General features: G+C 31.2%; 14 protein-coding genes. 1 reads left to right on the forward strand and 13 read right to left on the reverse strand.

Annotation, left to right across the window (positions count from 1 at the left end; translation table 11 throughout):
• Positions 1–14: 14 nt before the first annotated feature.
• The 13 genes from rpsU to AAC008_RS12040 all read right to left on the reverse strand — a co-directional run bounded on the left by rpsU (position 15) and on the right by AAC008_RS12040 (position 15,900).
• Positions 15–209: a 30S ribosomal protein S21 gene (gene rpsU, locus AAC008_RS11980; RefSeq protein WP_026718432.1), complete on the reverse strand. Its 195-nt coding sequence runs from the start codon at positions 207–209 to the stop codon at positions 15–17.
• Between the two features lie 203 nt (positions 210–412).
• Positions 413–1,582 carry an acyl-CoA dehydrogenase family protein gene (locus AAC008_RS11985; RefSeq protein ID WP_339889521.1) on the reverse strand — a complete coding sequence of 390 codons (1,170 nt, stop codon included), beginning with the start codon at positions 1,580–1,582 and terminating at the stop codon, positions 413–415.
• 24 nt (positions 1,583–1,606) lie between these two features.
• Positions 1,607–2,494: a helix-hairpin-helix domain-containing protein gene (locus AAC008_RS11990; RefSeq protein ID WP_339889522.1), complete on the reverse strand. Its 888-nt coding sequence runs from the start codon at positions 2,492–2,494 to the stop codon at positions 1,607–1,609.
• 12 nt (positions 2,495–2,506) lie between these two features.
• Positions 2,507–2,668, reverse strand: coding sequence for a hypothetical protein (locus tag AAC008_RS11995; RefSeq protein WP_339889523.1), 162 nt, complete (start codon positions 2,666–2,668; stop codon positions 2,507–2,509).
• Positions 2,669–2,670: 2 nt separating this feature from the next.
• Positions 2,671–4,485 (reverse strand): sodium:calcium symporter, encoded by a 1,815-nt coding sequence (locus AAC008_RS12000; RefSeq protein ID WP_339889524.1) that lies wholly within the window; start codon positions 4,483–4,485, stop codon positions 2,671–2,673.
• 73 nt (positions 4,486–4,558) lie between these two features.
• Positions 4,559–4,780, reverse strand: a complete 222-nt coding sequence (locus AAC008_RS12005) for a PspC domain-containing protein (protein ID WP_339889525.1) — start codon at positions 4,778–4,780, stop codon at positions 4,559–4,561.
• A 28-nt stretch (positions 4,781–4,808) separates the two neighbouring features.
• Complete coding sequence (locus AAC008_RS12010) at positions 4,809–6,077, reverse strand: DUF2851 family protein (RefSeq protein WP_339889526.1); 1,269 nt, start codon at positions 6,075–6,077, stop codon at positions 4,809–4,811.
• An 88-nt stretch (positions 6,078–6,165) separates the two neighbouring features.
• Positions 6,166–7,146, reverse strand: a complete 981-nt coding sequence (locus tag AAC008_RS12015; protein ID WP_339889527.1) for a pyridoxal-phosphate dependent enzyme — start codon at positions 7,144–7,146, stop codon at positions 6,166–6,168.
• A 272-nt stretch (positions 7,147–7,418) separates the two neighbouring features.
• Positions 7,419–9,305, reverse strand: coding sequence for a putative porin (locus AAC008_RS12020; protein WP_339889528.1), 1,887 nt, complete (start codon positions 9,303–9,305; stop codon positions 7,419–7,421).
• 88 nt (positions 9,306–9,393) lie between these two features.
• Complete coding sequence (locus tag AAC008_RS12025) at positions 9,394–10,404, reverse strand: hypothetical protein (protein WP_339889529.1); 1,011 nt, start codon at positions 10,402–10,404, stop codon at positions 9,394–9,396.
• A gap of 14 nt (positions 10,405–10,418) precedes the next feature.
• Entirely contained in the window at positions 10,419–11,279 is an 861-nt protein-coding gene (locus AAC008_RS12030) for a hypothetical protein (RefSeq protein ID WP_339889530.1), read from the reverse strand.
• Between the two features lie 22 nt (positions 11,280–11,301).
• Complete coding sequence (locus AAC008_RS12035) at positions 11,302–12,795, reverse strand: SusD/RagB family nutrient-binding outer membrane lipoprotein (protein WP_339889531.1); 1,494 nt, start codon at positions 12,793–12,795, stop codon at positions 11,302–11,304.
• A gap of 12 nt (positions 12,796–12,807) precedes the next feature.
• Entirely contained in the window at positions 12,808–15,900 is a 3,093-nt protein-coding gene (locus tag AAC008_RS12040) for a SusC/RagA family TonB-linked outer membrane protein (protein ID WP_339889532.1), read from the reverse strand.
• A 199-nt stretch (positions 15,901–16,099) separates the two neighbouring features.
• On the opposite strand from AAC008_RS12040, the gene AAC008_RS12045 reads away from it, so the two are divergent.
• On the forward strand, positions 16,100–16,699 hold the full coding sequence (locus AAC008_RS12045) for a ribonuclease HII (RefSeq protein WP_339889533.1): 600 nt from the start codon (positions 16,100–16,102) through the stop codon (positions 16,697–16,699).
• The last annotated feature ends 1 nt before the right edge of the window (position 16,700 follow it).

Raw genomic sequence — 16,700 nt, forward strand, 5'->3', positions numbered from 1 at the left:
GACATTAAAAAATATTAATTTTCTAATGCGTCTTTCATGTTCTGAATATAAGCAGCTTTTTGAATTTTTGCTCTATTTACTACAGATGGTTTGTGAAACGCTTGACGCGATCTTAATTGACGAACAGTTCCTGTTTTATCAAATTTTCTCTTGTAGCGCTTTAAAGCTCTATCTATATTTTCTCCGTCTTTAATTGGTATAATTAACATAATTTTGACACCTCCTCTCGTTAAGGATGCAAATGTAATTATTAATTATGAATTGTGAGTTATGAATTACGAATTATTTTAATAAATGATGTTTGAGTTAAAAAAATAAAAAGATATAGTGGATAGCTGGATTAGCTTCTATTAAAAAAACCAAGATATAATTTCTTATATCTTGGCTTAATAATTTATCTTTTAATTAAAACCTATTTTACTGCTGGTTTATAATTTTGTTTGTCGATTATCATTTTTGATAGAATTTCTTTAAGGATTTCTGAAGTTCCTCCTCCAATTGGTCCTAAACGACTATCTCTAGACATTCTTGCCAATGGATATTCTTCCATATAACCATAACCACCTAGCATTTGAAGACAACTATAAATAGTTTCGTCTGCTACTTTGGTTGATTTTAGCTTTGCCATTGTTGCTTCTTTTACAACGTATTCTTTTTTATCTAAACGTGCAACTGCAGCGTAATTAAACACTTTACAATGTTCAACATCTGTTGCATGTTCTACGATTCTGTGACGTAGCGCTTGAAATTGATTGATTGTTTTTCCGAAAGCTTCACGTTGTGACATGTAGTCAATTGTATATTCTAACGCAAACTCTGATCTTGCGTGTGCATTTACAGCCATAATTAAGCGTTCAAAAGCAAAATGCTGCATGATGTATGGAAAACCTTTTCCTTCTTCACCCATTAGGTTTTCTAAAGGAATTTCTACATTATCAAAAGCAATTTCTGCAGTATCTGAAGCTCTCCAACCTAATTTATCTAATTTAGTAGCAGAAACTCCAGTTGTTTTAGTATCTACTAAAAACATACTAATTCCTTTGTTTCCTAATTCTGGGCTCGTTTTAGCAGCAACCACATAATAATCGGCATAAACTCCATTAGTAATAAAAGTTTTAGAACCATTTAAAACGTATTTATCTCCTTTTTTAACAGCAGTAGTTCGCATTCCTGCAACATCACTTCCACCAAAAGGCTCCGTTACACACAAAGCTCCTATTTTATCCCCTAATATACTTGGAGTTAAATAGTCTTGTTTAATTCTTTCATCTCCTTCTGCATTTAAGTGTGTCATTGCTAAATAAGCATGTGCCCACATGGCAGCAGCAAAACCACCTGAATTAATTTTTTGAAGTTCTTCTAAAAAAATCACAGTATAAAATAAATCTAGATTCATTCCACCATAAGCTTCTGGATAATTAATTCCGAAGAAACCCATATCTCCAAATTTTTTCCAAATGAAACGCTCTATTGTTCCTGTTTTTTCCCATTTATCAATATTAGGCACGACTTCTTTTTGTAAAAAATCACGTAAACTTGCCCTAAATAATTGATGTTCTTCTGTAAAGTATAATGAATTCATATATCTATATTTCTTGTTGTTTTTTTAGAATTCCAAATATAAGGCTATTATTTTTATTTTTTCGTTAGGCATTCCTTTAATTTTTGTTAAATCCTCAATATTCTTAATGTCATCATTTGCGCTTCTGTAAATTACAATTTGTCGTGCAAGATTATAATCAAAATAAGGGAACTTTGACAATTCTTTTATGGACAAATTATTAATGTCTATTTTTTTGATTGATGGATTTGGTCCAACAAAAAATCTTTTTTGCATATCTTCATAAGCTTCAGGAGAAACTCCCCAAACATGTTGCAATTGCTCAATAGAGGCAAAAGCTCCAAATTTCTCTTTTTCTTGAAGAATGATTTCGGAAATTTTTTCACCAATTCCATAAACCTCAATAATATCTTCTTTTGAAGCAGTGTTTATATCTTTGAGAACAATGGCTTTCTTTTCTGGAAATTTTTTAAAGTTGGGATTTGAATAATCTTTATACGTTGAATTATTTTTATTTGTAACCCAGTCAGGAAACTTGAAATGTGGCGAAATTTTGTTTAATAGTTCGGTTGAAACTTGAGTTACTTGCTGGAATTCTTTTATTGAATTTACATATTTGTCTAGTGCTCTAAATTTATGAAGTCTATCAATTTCATCAACTGACATACCTAAAATTGAACCCTTATAGTCTGTTATGAAATTTGGGTTAAAAGGTTTAATTTCATATTTCTTATTGTTGCTTATTTGCTTTAGACTATCTATTTCACTTTGCATAGCCAACCATTCTAATTCTTTATTGGATGGATTAATAGTTTTTGGATTAAAATCATAAAAATGCCAACCAATTTGAAACAAAATTACGATTAGTAACAACAAAAAAATCCCACTTCTGTGTTCTCTTGAAAACATGAAGTAGGATTTTATATTTTTCATTCTTCCTAAAATTTATTTTTTAGGTTCTTGTCTAACTAATTCGTCATCATTATCTGAAAACGAATCAGGTTCTTGTTTTGGTGGAATAGTTAAAACTTTATAGAAAAAGTAAGCTGCAAAGCTAACTACTATCCCTTGTGCACAAACCATTGTTATTATTGCTGTTGTGTTCATAATTATTCTCTCCCTTCTTTAATTCGTTTTTTATAAGCCAAATATACAACTAATGAAATAAATAAGAACAATGATAAAAGCAACATTCTTCCTAAGAATTTATGAAATGTATTGTTTGTAAAATTACCCGTAGCAATTTTATCGTTTGGCGAAATTTCGTCTCCTAATTTAACCGTTGTTATTTGATTTTTAGAAGCATCAAATTTATAGTCAATTGCATCTTGATAGTTTACAACTTTTACTTTTTCAGTTTCTTTATCAAAAACTTTTTTCTCGTTTTCGAATGAAATTTTGATATAATTAGCACTAACCTCTTCTACTTTACCTTTTTTGGTTCCTGTAGCATCAAAATTTTCAGCATAATATGTATCTGTAAACCATTCTTTGTTATTCGTATCAGCATCTTTTACTTTATCTATCCAATCTGGAATACTTGTTACAAGCACAGAACCTAATAATAATGGCGTTACAATTAAAATTATGTATTTATAGATTCCAGGAATTTTTATATCTGCGCCTCTGTTGATTTCTGCCCATCCTTTTTTGATTCCAAAAATATAAGAGAATAAAATAGTTTCAAGGAATGCAAAAACAACTAAACTTACAGTTCCTGCCCAATAATCATATTGGTCAAACAAACCTTGTTTGTAGAAAATCACAGTTGGTAATCCCATTAATAAAGCTAAACCTCCAAAAGACCAAGCTCCTTTAATTTTACTCCAATTGAATTCATCTTGCATGAATCCCATCCAAGGTGTTCCCATGGCTAATGAAGACGTAATTCCTGCAAAGAATAACAATCCAAACCAGAAAACTCCGGCAAATATGGAAAGAGTATCACCCCATTGTTGGAATAAATATGGCATTGTTTGGAAAGCCATACCAAAACCTGCGTTTTGAAGTACCCAATCCAATCCTAAATAACCTGCTGCAATTGGAATTACAATTAAACTACCTAATACAACTTCAACAAATTCATTCATAAAACCAGCCGAAACGGCATTAAGAGCGATATCATCTTTTTCTCTAATGTACGAAGCGTAACATTGAATAGTTCCCATTCCCACAGATAATGTGAAGAAAATTTGTCCTGCTGCTGCCAGCCAGACTTTTGGATTAGTCAACGAATCAAATTGCGGTGTCCATAAGAAATTTAAACCATCCCATGCATTTGCATCAGGAAATATATCTGAAGCACCTGTCGTCCCGAGTGTTAATCCACGAACTGCTAAAACAACTCCAAACATGATTAATAAGGGCATACCTATTTTTGCTACTTTTTCAATACCACCTAAACCTTTAGAAAGAATATAAGTATTTAAAAGCAAACAGATTATATAAAAGACAACCGCTTCATAAGGAATACCTGTTGTAGACTGAGCAACATCAACATAGGAGTTGAAAAACCCAGCCACATCAGCTTGACTCATACCATTAAAAGTACCAATTAACGTATGATAAACATAAGACATTGTCCAAGACTCTATGTAACAATAATAAGCTGCTACTGCTATGTTTGTAAAAATTCCGAAAACACCAATGTATTTCCAAACTCTACCTTTTGCCATTGTATTAAGAATGTAAGGTGTACTATGATTTCCTCTAATTCCACCATATCTACCGGTTGACCATTCAATAAAAAGTAAAGGAATTCCCATTACAAGGAAACAAACTAAGTAAGGAATTATAAAGGCTCCACCCCCATTTTGCACTGCTTGGACGGGAAATCTTAAGAAATTTCCAAGTCCAACTGCATTTCCAGCCATTGCTAATATAAGGCCGACACGTGAGCCCCAAGAATCTGCTTTTGTAGACATAAAATATTTTTGGTTAGTTATTAGTTTTTCAAAGATAATAAAACCATTGAAAAAACAAAGAATTTATTGACTTTTACAAATCAAACACAGAAGAACGTTTTGTATAAACCATATCTTTAAGCTTTAACAAAAACCCTAAAGTTAGATAAACACCAAACCACAAACCAGCCGTAATGAATGAAATATAAATAAAAAACAAACGCACATTGGTTGCTTTCATGCCTAATCGATCAGCCAATCTTGAAGCAACAAAAAATCCGTTTTTCTCAAAAAAATGTAATATATTTCTAATCATTGTGTTTTTTCTTAATTCAAAGATATAATTATTTCTTTAATAATGTTAGTCCAATAGCGCACTGTAAACATTTTTTATTGTTACAATACTCATTTTTTAGCTGTAATAAAGATTGCGATTCAAAAGCATTTTTCGATTTAATTTTAAAGAAATCGAATTTTTCTATAATAGCATTTTTTTCTGATTTTAAAGATTGAATCAAATCAATTAAATCTTCAACATTCTCTTTTCCATTAGCTTTTGCGTATAGAAATTTCAAAGGAATTATTGTATTGATGATGACTAAATCTACGAATGAATTACTAATTTTCTTTACTTTACTTTTACTTTGCGAATCAAAATTATAATGGTTTATCCAATAATTTGACGTTGCATTATTAAAAACGGTATAAATTTCTTCTTTTGAGTTTGCTAATATTAGTTCTATAAACAAGGTCTGTTTTGTGTGATAAAGCATTGCTAATTGTGCCAAACGAATTGTTGGAAAATTATCGGGTCTTAATTTAAAAAACTGAATGGGTGTTATGTGTGAAGTTTTTAATTGATATTTATGAGCTAAAAATCGCCAACGTTTTTGTAAATCAATTAAATAATTATCTTGCTTTTCATCGTTTAGCAATTGACCTCTTCCAAAAAACAAGGCTTCTAAATTTTCAACTTCGAAAGATTCTTTTTTTAGAATTGAAAACGGAATTGACTTTGCCAAATCGAGAAAGGATTGACCATTGATATTGAGTCCAAAATTCTTGGCTAACATACAAAAGAGTGTAGCTTCCCAATCTGAATGATTTTCTTTTAATAAAACATTGAAAGGAATGGCTTTATTTTCTAATCGTTCAAAAAACAACCTTTCTTGCCAACTAGTTAACACTATTTCCTTAACAGAAGCAATTTCTTTTTCGCAAAATATCCAAGATTTTGGAGTTAGCAATTCATTGTATTTAGATAATTCTTCTTGAAGCACAAGGTTTTTTAACTCTAAAACAGGAATTACTGAATTATCTTTTCTATAAATTTCGGTATCATGCTCCCAAACTACATGAAGGATTACACTATCATAATTTGTATCTTTTTCGTGATTGTGTAAATACCAATCAGAAGATTTCATATGTATCTCTACATTTCCTGCCCATTTTTGATTATCTATTATTAATTGAGCATTAAAAAAATCAGGTCCTTCTTGTTGCAAATAATTACCAACATTGACAAGTAGAACATTTTCTCCTTGTGTAGTCTTAAGGTTAGAAAAATCAAACTTTTTATTTTGCCAGATATAGTGTAGAAAATCTTCTTTCATTAACTTAAAATTGAAACACTAAGATATAAAAAATCCCAATTGAAAAAATATCAATTGGGATTTCTATGCATTTATTTATTAAAACAGATTAATCAATGTAACCCATTTTCTTCATCCACTCATCATTATACATTTTACCTACATAACGACTTCCGTGATCATGAAACAACACAACAACTACGTCTTCTGGTTTAAAATGTTCTTTTAATTGTAATAAACCTTTAATCGCAGCCCCAGCAGAATTTCCTAAAAACATTCCTTCTTCTTTTGAAAGTCTTTGTGTGTAAATTGCTGCGTCTTTATCGGTTACTTTTGTAAAACCATCGATAATTGAAAAATCTACATTTAGAGGCAAAATGTCTTCTCCAATTCCTTCTGTTACGTAAGGATATATTTCTTTTTCATCAAAAATTCCGGTTTCGTGGTATTTTTTAAATACTGAACCATAAGTATCTATTCCCCAAATTTTGATGTTTGGATTTTTTTCTTTTAAGTATTTTCCAACACCCGAAATTGTTCCACCAGTACCAACTCCAACTACAAAATGAGTAACTTTTCCGTCCGTTTGTTCCCAAATTTCTGGACCAGTACTTTTATAATGTGCTTTTGCATTACTTGGGTTATCGTATTGATTTACATACCAAGAATTTGGAGTTTCTTCTCCTAATCGTTTTGAAACTGAATAATACGATCTTGGATCAGTTGGATCTACATTTGTTGGACAAACTACTACTTCTGCTCCAACAGCTTTTAAAATGTCAACTTTTTCTTTGGATTGTTTGTCGGCCATTACAAAAATACATTTGTATCCTTTAATGATGGCTGCAAGTGCTAATCCCATTCCAGTGTTACCAGAAGTTCCTTCTATGATTGTTCCACCGGGTTTTAGTCTTCCATCGGCTTCAGCGTCTTCTATCATTTGAAGAGCCATCCTATCTTTAACAGAGTTTCCTGGGTTAAAGGTTTCATATTTAGCTAGTACTAAACAAGGAAGTTCTTCGGTAAGTTTGTTTATTTTAACCATTGGAGTATTTCCAATAGTTTCTAGTATGTTTTTTGCGTATATCATGTCTTTGTTATTGAATCGTTATAATTATAGATTCTTTTAATTGCGTGCAAAGATATGAGTTTGATATAGGATAGCAAAATAAGTTTACGATTTGTTGTAATAACGCTTTTTTAGAGACCTTTATAGAAAAGCAATACAAAATGACATCTAACACAGATTATCTCACAAAACGCTATTTACATGTTTGAATTCGATGAACACTACGACTTTGTAGTGCTAACGAAAAGCAGGAATTACAGACAATGACAAGCTAAGTATGCAATTCTAAAAAATTATTGAAAGAAGTTCCAAACTAAACCAAATCGAACAATAAAATCGCGGTAAGGGTAATTGGGTGCAGAATAATAGTTATATCCAGTGAAAGAAGAGTTAAAGTGCTCCGCTTTTAAGAATATTCTGGTTTGACGTACTTTTGCATTAATAAAAAAGTCTAATGTCGGAAATCCACCAATTTTGGTTTGGTTTTGCACATAAAATTCACCTAGCAAAGGATTGTAATCGTTTGCATAATATTCCGTAAAATAATTAAGGGTAATTCCGGTTTGGATTTGCATGGCTTTTTTGAAAATCTTATCCGTAAAATAAAGAGTGTTTCTTGTTACAATTTGAGGCACATTAACCACATTGCTTGATTGATCTACATTTTGATATAAAACAGTGTTATCTAAAGCAAACTTCCAGAATTTAATTTCTTTTTTGGCTTGAAATGAAATATAATTTATAGTATTATCAAATTGTTTTGGTTTAACTTTTAACAATGTGATGTCGTTATTCTCATTTTCAAAATACAAATGATCATTTATGATTTTATAATTGAAAGCTAAATCAATCCATTTGGTAGTAGCAGAAATTTTAAATTGGTTTAATTTTTCGTTTTTAAAGTTATTATACCAATTATAATCTACGTAATTACTTTGATATAAAGTATAATTTAAAGCAGGAAGGCTGTTTAGCTTTTGGTATTCAAATGAAAAATTATAATCGTCATTTAACTTATAAGTAACATTTGCTTCAATATTTGAAATAGATTGATCTGTAATTGCATTAGAGACTAATAATTTAGCCACTAAATTATTAGCAAAGTAAGTGTAAGTTCCTCCAACATTATTTATTCTGTCATTTAGGGCATTTGGAACTGTAATGTTTCCAGAAGTATCATTAACGACACTGTTGTAATAGTAATTATAGTTATTGTCATCGACAAAAAACTCAACGTTACCAAAATCTTTTGTTTTGTAGGCTACACCAAGTTTATTATAAAAATGATTATATCTTGTTTTATTATAAATTGAATTTGAAAATGAATCTCCAAACCTAGTACTTACTGTTTTTTGATTATATTCGAAGAACTTATATTCTTGATTAAATTGATGGCTAAAAACTAAACTATTAGGGTTGGTTTTAGAAAGTCTAAATGAGTGATCTATTAAAAACCTATTACCTTTTAAAAGATTTTTGGCATCTCTAAAATACACATCTAATTGTGCTCTTTCATCGTAAGGTGCTTCACTACTCTCAAAATCAGCATTAGTAGTTATACCTCCATTTTCTTGGTTTAATATATCTTGTCCGGTAAAATGAGCATTTAAAACATATCTTTTATCATTTGTAAAATAACTTGAAGTAAATCTAAAATTACCTGAACTTGATAAGTTATTTATATATTTCCCTAAAGATCTAATCCCTTTGTATGCTATAGAAAAATTTAAATTTGGCTTTGTGTTTATGGTTAAGAAAGCATCAAGCGATTGTCCTTGCTCCATAACGGTTTTAAAATATAAATCTGACAAAGGTGTTGGAACAGAATAATACTTAATATCATCTACTTCTAAATAATTAAAGTGTTTTGCTTTAAAACCAAAGTTAGGCAAAGTTCCATTATTTATTAACCCAAAGTTTAGTGTATTATAAGTTTGACCTTCGTTAGTAAAAGGAAGCAGTCCGAATATGTCTTTTCTTAACATATTGAATTTATATTCTTTTTGTAGGCTTAAAGTAGTATCTAGAAACGTAGTATCTTTTTCTAATGTATATATTTTATAAAGATCAATAGAAGGTTTTTCCTTTTTAGGAAATGTTTCAAGTCCATCAACATTGTCTTCTTGAGAAAAAGAAGATAAGCTTATTAAAAAAAAGAATAGTAAAAATATATTTTTCATTTGCATAAATAAGAGCAAATGTAATAATTTAAAAACAAAAAAAGACTGCTTAAAAAGCAGTCTTTAAAAATTTATAATTTAATTATAATTAAATTTTATTTTTTTTTGATTTTAACTTGAAGTTAGCAAGTTTTCCAGATGCTAAAACATCACCAGTAGTATAGTCTTTTACAACATAATTAGTACCAGTTTTTGTTAATCTAGCAATTGGATAATATGCACTAGGATTACCTTGTTGAGCACCACCTTCAGAAAATTTCCAGTTGTTGTCAACATTAATTTCTTTAATGAATACACCAGGCTTAGACATCGTTACTTTAACTTTAAAGAAGAAATCACTTGCAGGTAATGAATTACCAGTTGTTGTCCATAAACTTGGAACAATAACATAAGTACCATCAGGCGTTGTAGCATCTAAAGTAATAGATTCAGGACAACTAGAGTAACTATCTGCAACTACACTAGTTTCAAATTCGTCATATATCTCTAAATCAAAATCTAAATCGCAATAACCATGCTGATTTCCATCTGTACCAAGATAAGAACCTTCACTTACAGATCCAAATGAATTAGCAGATGTTTGAGTCCAATCAAGTACAGTAACAAAATCCGAAGAAGTTTTGTTAATTACCGAAACATTAATCATATCTGATCCAGATGCAATAGCACCTCTTGAATAAGAATCTGAATACAATCTAAATTGTAGTGTTTCTGTACCTTCAGGCAATAAGTCAAATATTGGAGTAATATCAAATGTTCCTGTAGAAGCATAAGCAGGTACAGTTACAATATGACCAATAGCACCAAAACCATCACCATCTGAAGTTTCTGTTCCAGAACACATATAGTCACCAAAAGATCCTGTTCCACCAACCAACTCTAATTTAAAAGTCATATCAAGGTTAAGAGCTGTAGCAGTTGTTAATGTTACAGTTGCTGTTTCGCCTTCCTCAATTGTAAAATTAGTTTGATTCGCAGTAACAACTGGCTTTACTGAACGAGCGTCAGTAGTGTCATTCTCAATCTCATTACAAGATGTAAAAAACAACGAAACCATTATTGAAGCAAAAAAAGCTTTATTTATAAAATGTTTTTTCATGTTTTAAGTTTAAATTAAATTCTTGTATAAGTACCAGTGTAGCTTCTCCATACAGTGTTTCCTGTAAAACCAATTTCATATTTTGTTATGAATTGATTAATATCTGTAACTGTTCCGTCTAAACCATTATTAGCACTATTTGGTCTTAATATATTAGAATATACAGATGCTAAATTTTGTTCTGGAATAGTAATTTCTCCACAAATATCAGCAAAATCATAACCTTGTCTAGTTGAAGCACTCAAAACTCCAAACGCATAGTTACCAGAAGTACGAGTTACAAAATTATTAACTGATGTTTCAGTAACAGTTTCTCCAACAAATACAGAAGGTGATGCTAGATCCGCTCTCTTAACAGAAACAGTATAATTTCCAACACCTGATGGACCAGCAATTAAAGATTGACACCCTACAAAAATCACTTTTAATGACTCATATTGTGTACCAACTACTGTAGAGTTACTAGCAGAAGTTAATTTAACAACTAATTCAGTTTTCATTGTTGGGTTTAATTGCCCAGTGTTAATTAAAAGAGGAAATTCAGCAAATGTACCTCCAGCTGGAATAGTAACTTTTCCAGTAGTATTAGCAAAGTTAAACTCTACACCTTCAGTAGCAGTACTACTAGCTAAGTCAACTTGATATTGCACTTCTATTGGAGCGCTTAAAGTTTGACCATTTCCAGTACCAATTAAAGTAACAGGAAATCCTAATTGTATTTGCCCTTCATCAGTAAAGTAAGATACAGTTTCAAATGATTTTGAGAAACCTACAATCTTGCTTCCTGAGTCAAGCTGATGTTCAGCTCTAATATCATCATTGGTACAAGAAAAAAGTACCGTTGTAATAGCAAATAATGATAAAATCTTTTTCATAATTTATATTTTTTTAAATTGATTAATATGCATACCAGAAAGAACCAGTAGCAAAAACATTACCTTGAGCAGGAACGTTTGCTGAGTTACTAGTATATTCTGATGTTGGGTATAATAAACGTCTTGGTCTATTAGCTTGAGTAGCTCCTAAGATTGAACCAGGAACAGAATCTATAAGACCAGTTCTTGTATATTCAATAAAAGTTTCTAAAGATTGGCTTGTACCTTGTAATGCAATATTTTTTTGATACATAATTGCTTCAATTTTTTGAGCATACGTACCAGAACCATATCCTTTACCAGGAGTACCATTAATAGAACCTGTATAAGTTCCTGCTGTTGTTCCCAATTGAATACAAGACGCATCAATTGCTGCATCAAACAAACTTTGAGCACTTCCAGTTAAATAACCTCTATGAACCGCTTCAGCTTGTAATAACAAACTTTCTGCTAACGAGAACATGTAAGCATCTTGAGAAGCACTTGATAAAACACCAAGTCCAAAAGATGATAAAACTGCAGGAGCAGTTCCTCCATTTACAACAGAACTATCTCCTTGTAATACACCTACTACAGAACCACCAACTAAAGTAAATAATCTTGATCTTCTTGGATCAGAAGTAGAATTTAAGTTGTCAGCATTTCTTTTAGACGCTTTGTATTGTCTGTAGAAAGCAGTTACTGTTGTGTTATCCTCACCATACATAATATTCCAGAATGGATTACGAGTATCAGCACGAGTATCTGAGTAACCAGGGTTTAAAGTTGCATTAACACTTAAGAAAGAAGCACCAGATAAAAGAGCAAATTTATCAGCAACATAAGTTGTTGTTTCACTATCAGTACCAGCTTCTGCTAAATCAACTTGACGCATAAGCAATCTTAATTTCATTGTATTAGCAAAATCTTTCCATTGTGACATGTTACCACCAAAAACTGCATCTTCTGCACCAACAGCTTTTGCTGATGGAGAATTGTCAATTAAAGCAATAGCTTGATCTAGTTGTGCATATAAATCACGGTAAACAGATTTTGCACCATCATAAGCAGGAGTAATATCAGCTACACCTTGGTGAGCTTCTGTATAAGGAACATCACCATACATGTCTACTAAAATTTGAAAATAGTAAGCTTTACAAATTTTTGCAATAGCTACGTGATTTTCATAATTAGGAAACTCAGTATTAATAATATTACTTAAGTTAGCCGTATTACGCATAGGAGTATTCCATATTGCTGCGTAAAAATTATTATCTATTGAATAAGAAAACTCAGCAGGATTAGTTACCGCAAATGAATTTACGTCATACCCCCAGTTATTCATAAATAAATTACCTAAAAAGTTCATTGAAGTTGTTACGTTTGCGTAAGAACTTGTTTGAGCTGCTGCCAAAGCTAAATCAGGTGTTACATCAGTATCTTTAGCATTATTTGGAGAATCATTAATATCCAAATAATTATCACATGACATAAAACTTAGAAATGCGAACAGAGCTAAAATTTTTATTTTTTTCATATCTAATTTTTTTTAAAATGTTGCGTTTAATGTAAATGCCATAGTTCTAGTTGTAGGGTATCTACCAATATTAGCAAAACCTTTACCATTACCATTAGAGAAAGAAGATTCAGGATCAGCATAACCTCTGTTTTCTTTAGCTAAGAATACGAATGGGTTTCTTGCAGAAACACTAAAACGTAGCGAAGAAAGACCAATTCTTTTAACAGTTTCACTTGGTAAACCGTAACTTAAAGCAATCTCTCTAATTTTTAAAGCAGTAGCATCTAACACCATGTTTTCAGCTATATCTGCATATTCATCTTGAAAATAAGATAAATAAGAAGAATAAGTATTACCACCAGTTACTGTACTTGTATTGGCTGTATACACACCAGGAGTAGTTTCAATAGAAGAGTTAGGGAATATAAATCCAGATCTTCCATTTACTGCAGACTCATATAAGTGACCTGACCATGATAACCAATCTTTTGATTGAGCATAAAACTGGTGACCAGTTCTATAATCCATTACCATAGATAATTTAACACCTTTGAAACTTACAGAAGTACTGTAGTTAAGAATATAATCTGGAGTTGATTTACCTAATACTTTTAATCCTTCAGCACGTAATGGGTTACCATTCGAACCAATGATTACTCTTCCTTGATCATCTCTTTCGTAAGCAGTTCCTTTAATTACAGGGAATTCTTCACCTTTAACAGCAAAAATACTAGCTTCAGCACCAGTAACTAATGCAACTTCATCCGCTTGGTCAGAAACTTCATCAACGATAGCTTTATAAGTTGTATAACTTAATCTGTTTTCCCATACTAAACCTAAGTTATTAAAACTTGATTTTGCAATTGGAGTAAATCCTAAATCAACTTCAAAACCTTTATTAGTCATTTTACCAATATTAGTTTCTAATCTTGATAATCCAGAAGCAGCAGAAGCATCTACACTTGTAATAAGGTCAGTAGTAGTTGTTTTGTAAGCTGAAAAATCTAAAGTTAATCTATCTTTAAGGAAACCTAAGTTAATACCTCCTTCAAGAGTTGTTTGAAATTCTGGCTTAATTGCACCATCAGTAACAGTTATATCTTGTACAAATGAATTGTTGTTACCATAAGGGAAACCAGCACCACCAGTATATAAATTATTTAAATCATATGCACCAATAGTAGATCTATTACCTACTCTAATGTAGTTAGCATATACTTTAGCATATTTTAAACCTTTATCACTTCTAAGTCCTTCAAAAGCTTTTGTAGGAATAAATGACATACCAACAGATGGATAGAAATATTTATTTCCTTGAGAACTACCAACTAATTCAGAAATCATATCATAACGACCTGTTAATGTTAAATATAAATAGTCATTATAATCAAAATCTAAGTTAGTAAAGAAAGAAGCTGATCTAGCTCTTGTTTCATAGTTACTAGTTCCTGTAGTTGCAGCAACATTTTCAACATTATCAATAGTATATAAACCAGGGATAGTTAAATTAGTTCCTCCAACAGTAGTTCTTTTAAAGAATCTATCAGTAACATTATTACCAACAGTACCATTAAATCCGATTTTATCAGTTAATTTATAATTAAAGTTAGCAGTTAAATCTCCGTAGAAATCTCTTTGACCTGAATTATATTGTGAAAAAGAAGATACAGTAGATGCATCACCTCCACCTAACTGGATATTATCAATATATTCGTTAATATAGCTATATCCGTTATTTTGGAAAGTTCTTACGTTAGCAATATAATTTAATTTAATGTTTTTATTAACTTCATAACCAAGAGTTGCACTACCAGTCATGTAATCAGATCTATCAATTTGTCTTTCATTGTCAGCTCTCCAATAAGGATTTCTGTAGTAAGATGTCCAAGCACCTTCATTTCCTGAATTTCTAAATTTCTCTACAGGAATATTAGTAGCAGCTTGTAAAAGCTCTTGTAATATATCCGGTGTAGTTTGTTCTGTCTTAGACGTAATGTAATTAACGTTTCCGTCTAATGTCCATTTACCAATTTTCTTACCACCTCTTACAATAAAAGATGCTCTATCTAATTTATCTCCATCAACAACGAAGTCAGTATTTTGCTTGTTAGCAGTAATACTTACATACCCTTTTTCAAGAGAACCTCCACTAATACTAATTCCGTTTTGGAATAACGTACCTGTTTTAAAGAATTCATTGATATTTTTATCAATTGGAGAATATGGAGCCATGATATAAGTACCATCAGCTTGAACTTGACCTACTGTTCTTGAAACACCATCAAATTCTGCACCCCATGCACCATTTTCATAAGTTACATGTTGTCCACTCCATCCTTGACCAAAACGTTCTTGACGTGTAGGCATGAATGAAATATTCTCAAAAGCAATAGAAGAGTTTAGAGATATACTCACTTTTTCTTCACCATTACCTCTTTTTGTTGTTACAACAATAACACCATTAACCCCTCTATCTCCGTACAAAGCAGCTCCTTGAGCACCTTTAATTACGTTCATAGACTCGATTGATTCTGGAGCTAAGTTTTGTAAAACTGTAGCAGAAGAAATTGCATTGTCAATAACAATCAACGCTTCGTTACTACCTGTAATAGAACGGTTACCTCTTAACACAATTGAGTTAGTTTGGTTAACACCATTACTAGTTGTTGAAATTTGCAATCCTGAAACTTTACCAGCAAGAGCTTGTACAGCATTCGGATTGGCTGCTTGATTCAATTCTTCTGCTTTCACCACTTGGTAAGTTGAAGTTACAGCATCAGCTTTTCTAGCAACACCCACGATACCTGTTAATACAATCTCGTCTCCTACGAAACCTTCTTGTAAAACAACATCATAAACATTTGCAGCACCAACGGTTACTGTTGACTTTCTCTTTCCTGCGAAAGAAAATTCCAAAACCTCACCTTGCTTTGCAGAAATTGAATAATTTCCATCAAAATCTGTTGTTACCCCACGGTTTGAACCTTGAACAACAACAGTTGCACCAGCCAATGTTCCTAATTCATCAGAAACATTACCCGTAACAGTTTTCTCTTGTGCAAACGAAAACTGCATTGTAAACGCTACTAAAAGCGTAAAAATCCATTTGAACTTCGATCTCATATTAAATTTATTTGAGTTAGTTATTCAGCAAACTTCTTAATAATTTCTTAAATAAACAAATTTTATTAACTAATAATTAGTTTTTAATTATGTTAAAATTTATTACCCTAAAACTAACTTTGCTTTATAAAGACATTTAAAAGATGCAGAATAATGCAAAAGGTTGCGTTAAAATTTATATTTTTATCAAAAAAAAGGAATGTTAAAATTTAACTTTTCAGGATTTAAGCATGAATGCGGTACAGACGAAGCCGGAAGAGGTTGTTTGGCCGGTCCTGTAACTGCAGCTGCCCTAATTCTTCCAGACAATTTTAGAAACAATCTTTTAAATGATTCTAAACAATTATCAGAAAAAAACAGAGAAATATTAAAACCAATTATAGAAAACGAAGCTTTATCTTTTGCAGTAACGCATTTAGAACCACTAATTATTGATGAAATTAACATTCTAAACGCATCAATAAAAGCAATGCAAGAAAGTATTTTAAAGTTAAATCCTACTCCTTTATACATTATTGTTGACGGAAACAGGTTTAAACCTGTAAATGACATCCCACATACTACAATAGTTAAGGGTGATAGTAAATTTATGAGCATAGCTGCTGCCTCAGTTTTAGCTAAAACTTACAGAGACGAATATATGAATAAGATACATGAAGAATTTCCTATGTATAATTGGAGGCAAAATAAAGGCTACCCAACAAAAGAGCACAGAGAAGCTATTAGAAAATATGGACCAACCAAATACCACAGAATGACATTTAGGTTATTGCCCGAACAATTGAGTTTGGATCTTTAAA

The sequence above is a fragment of the uncultured Flavobacterium sp. genome, assembly GCF_963975515.1.
Taxonomy (GTDB): Bacteria; Bacteroidota; Bacteroidia; order Flavobacteriales; family Flavobacteriaceae; genus Flavobacterium.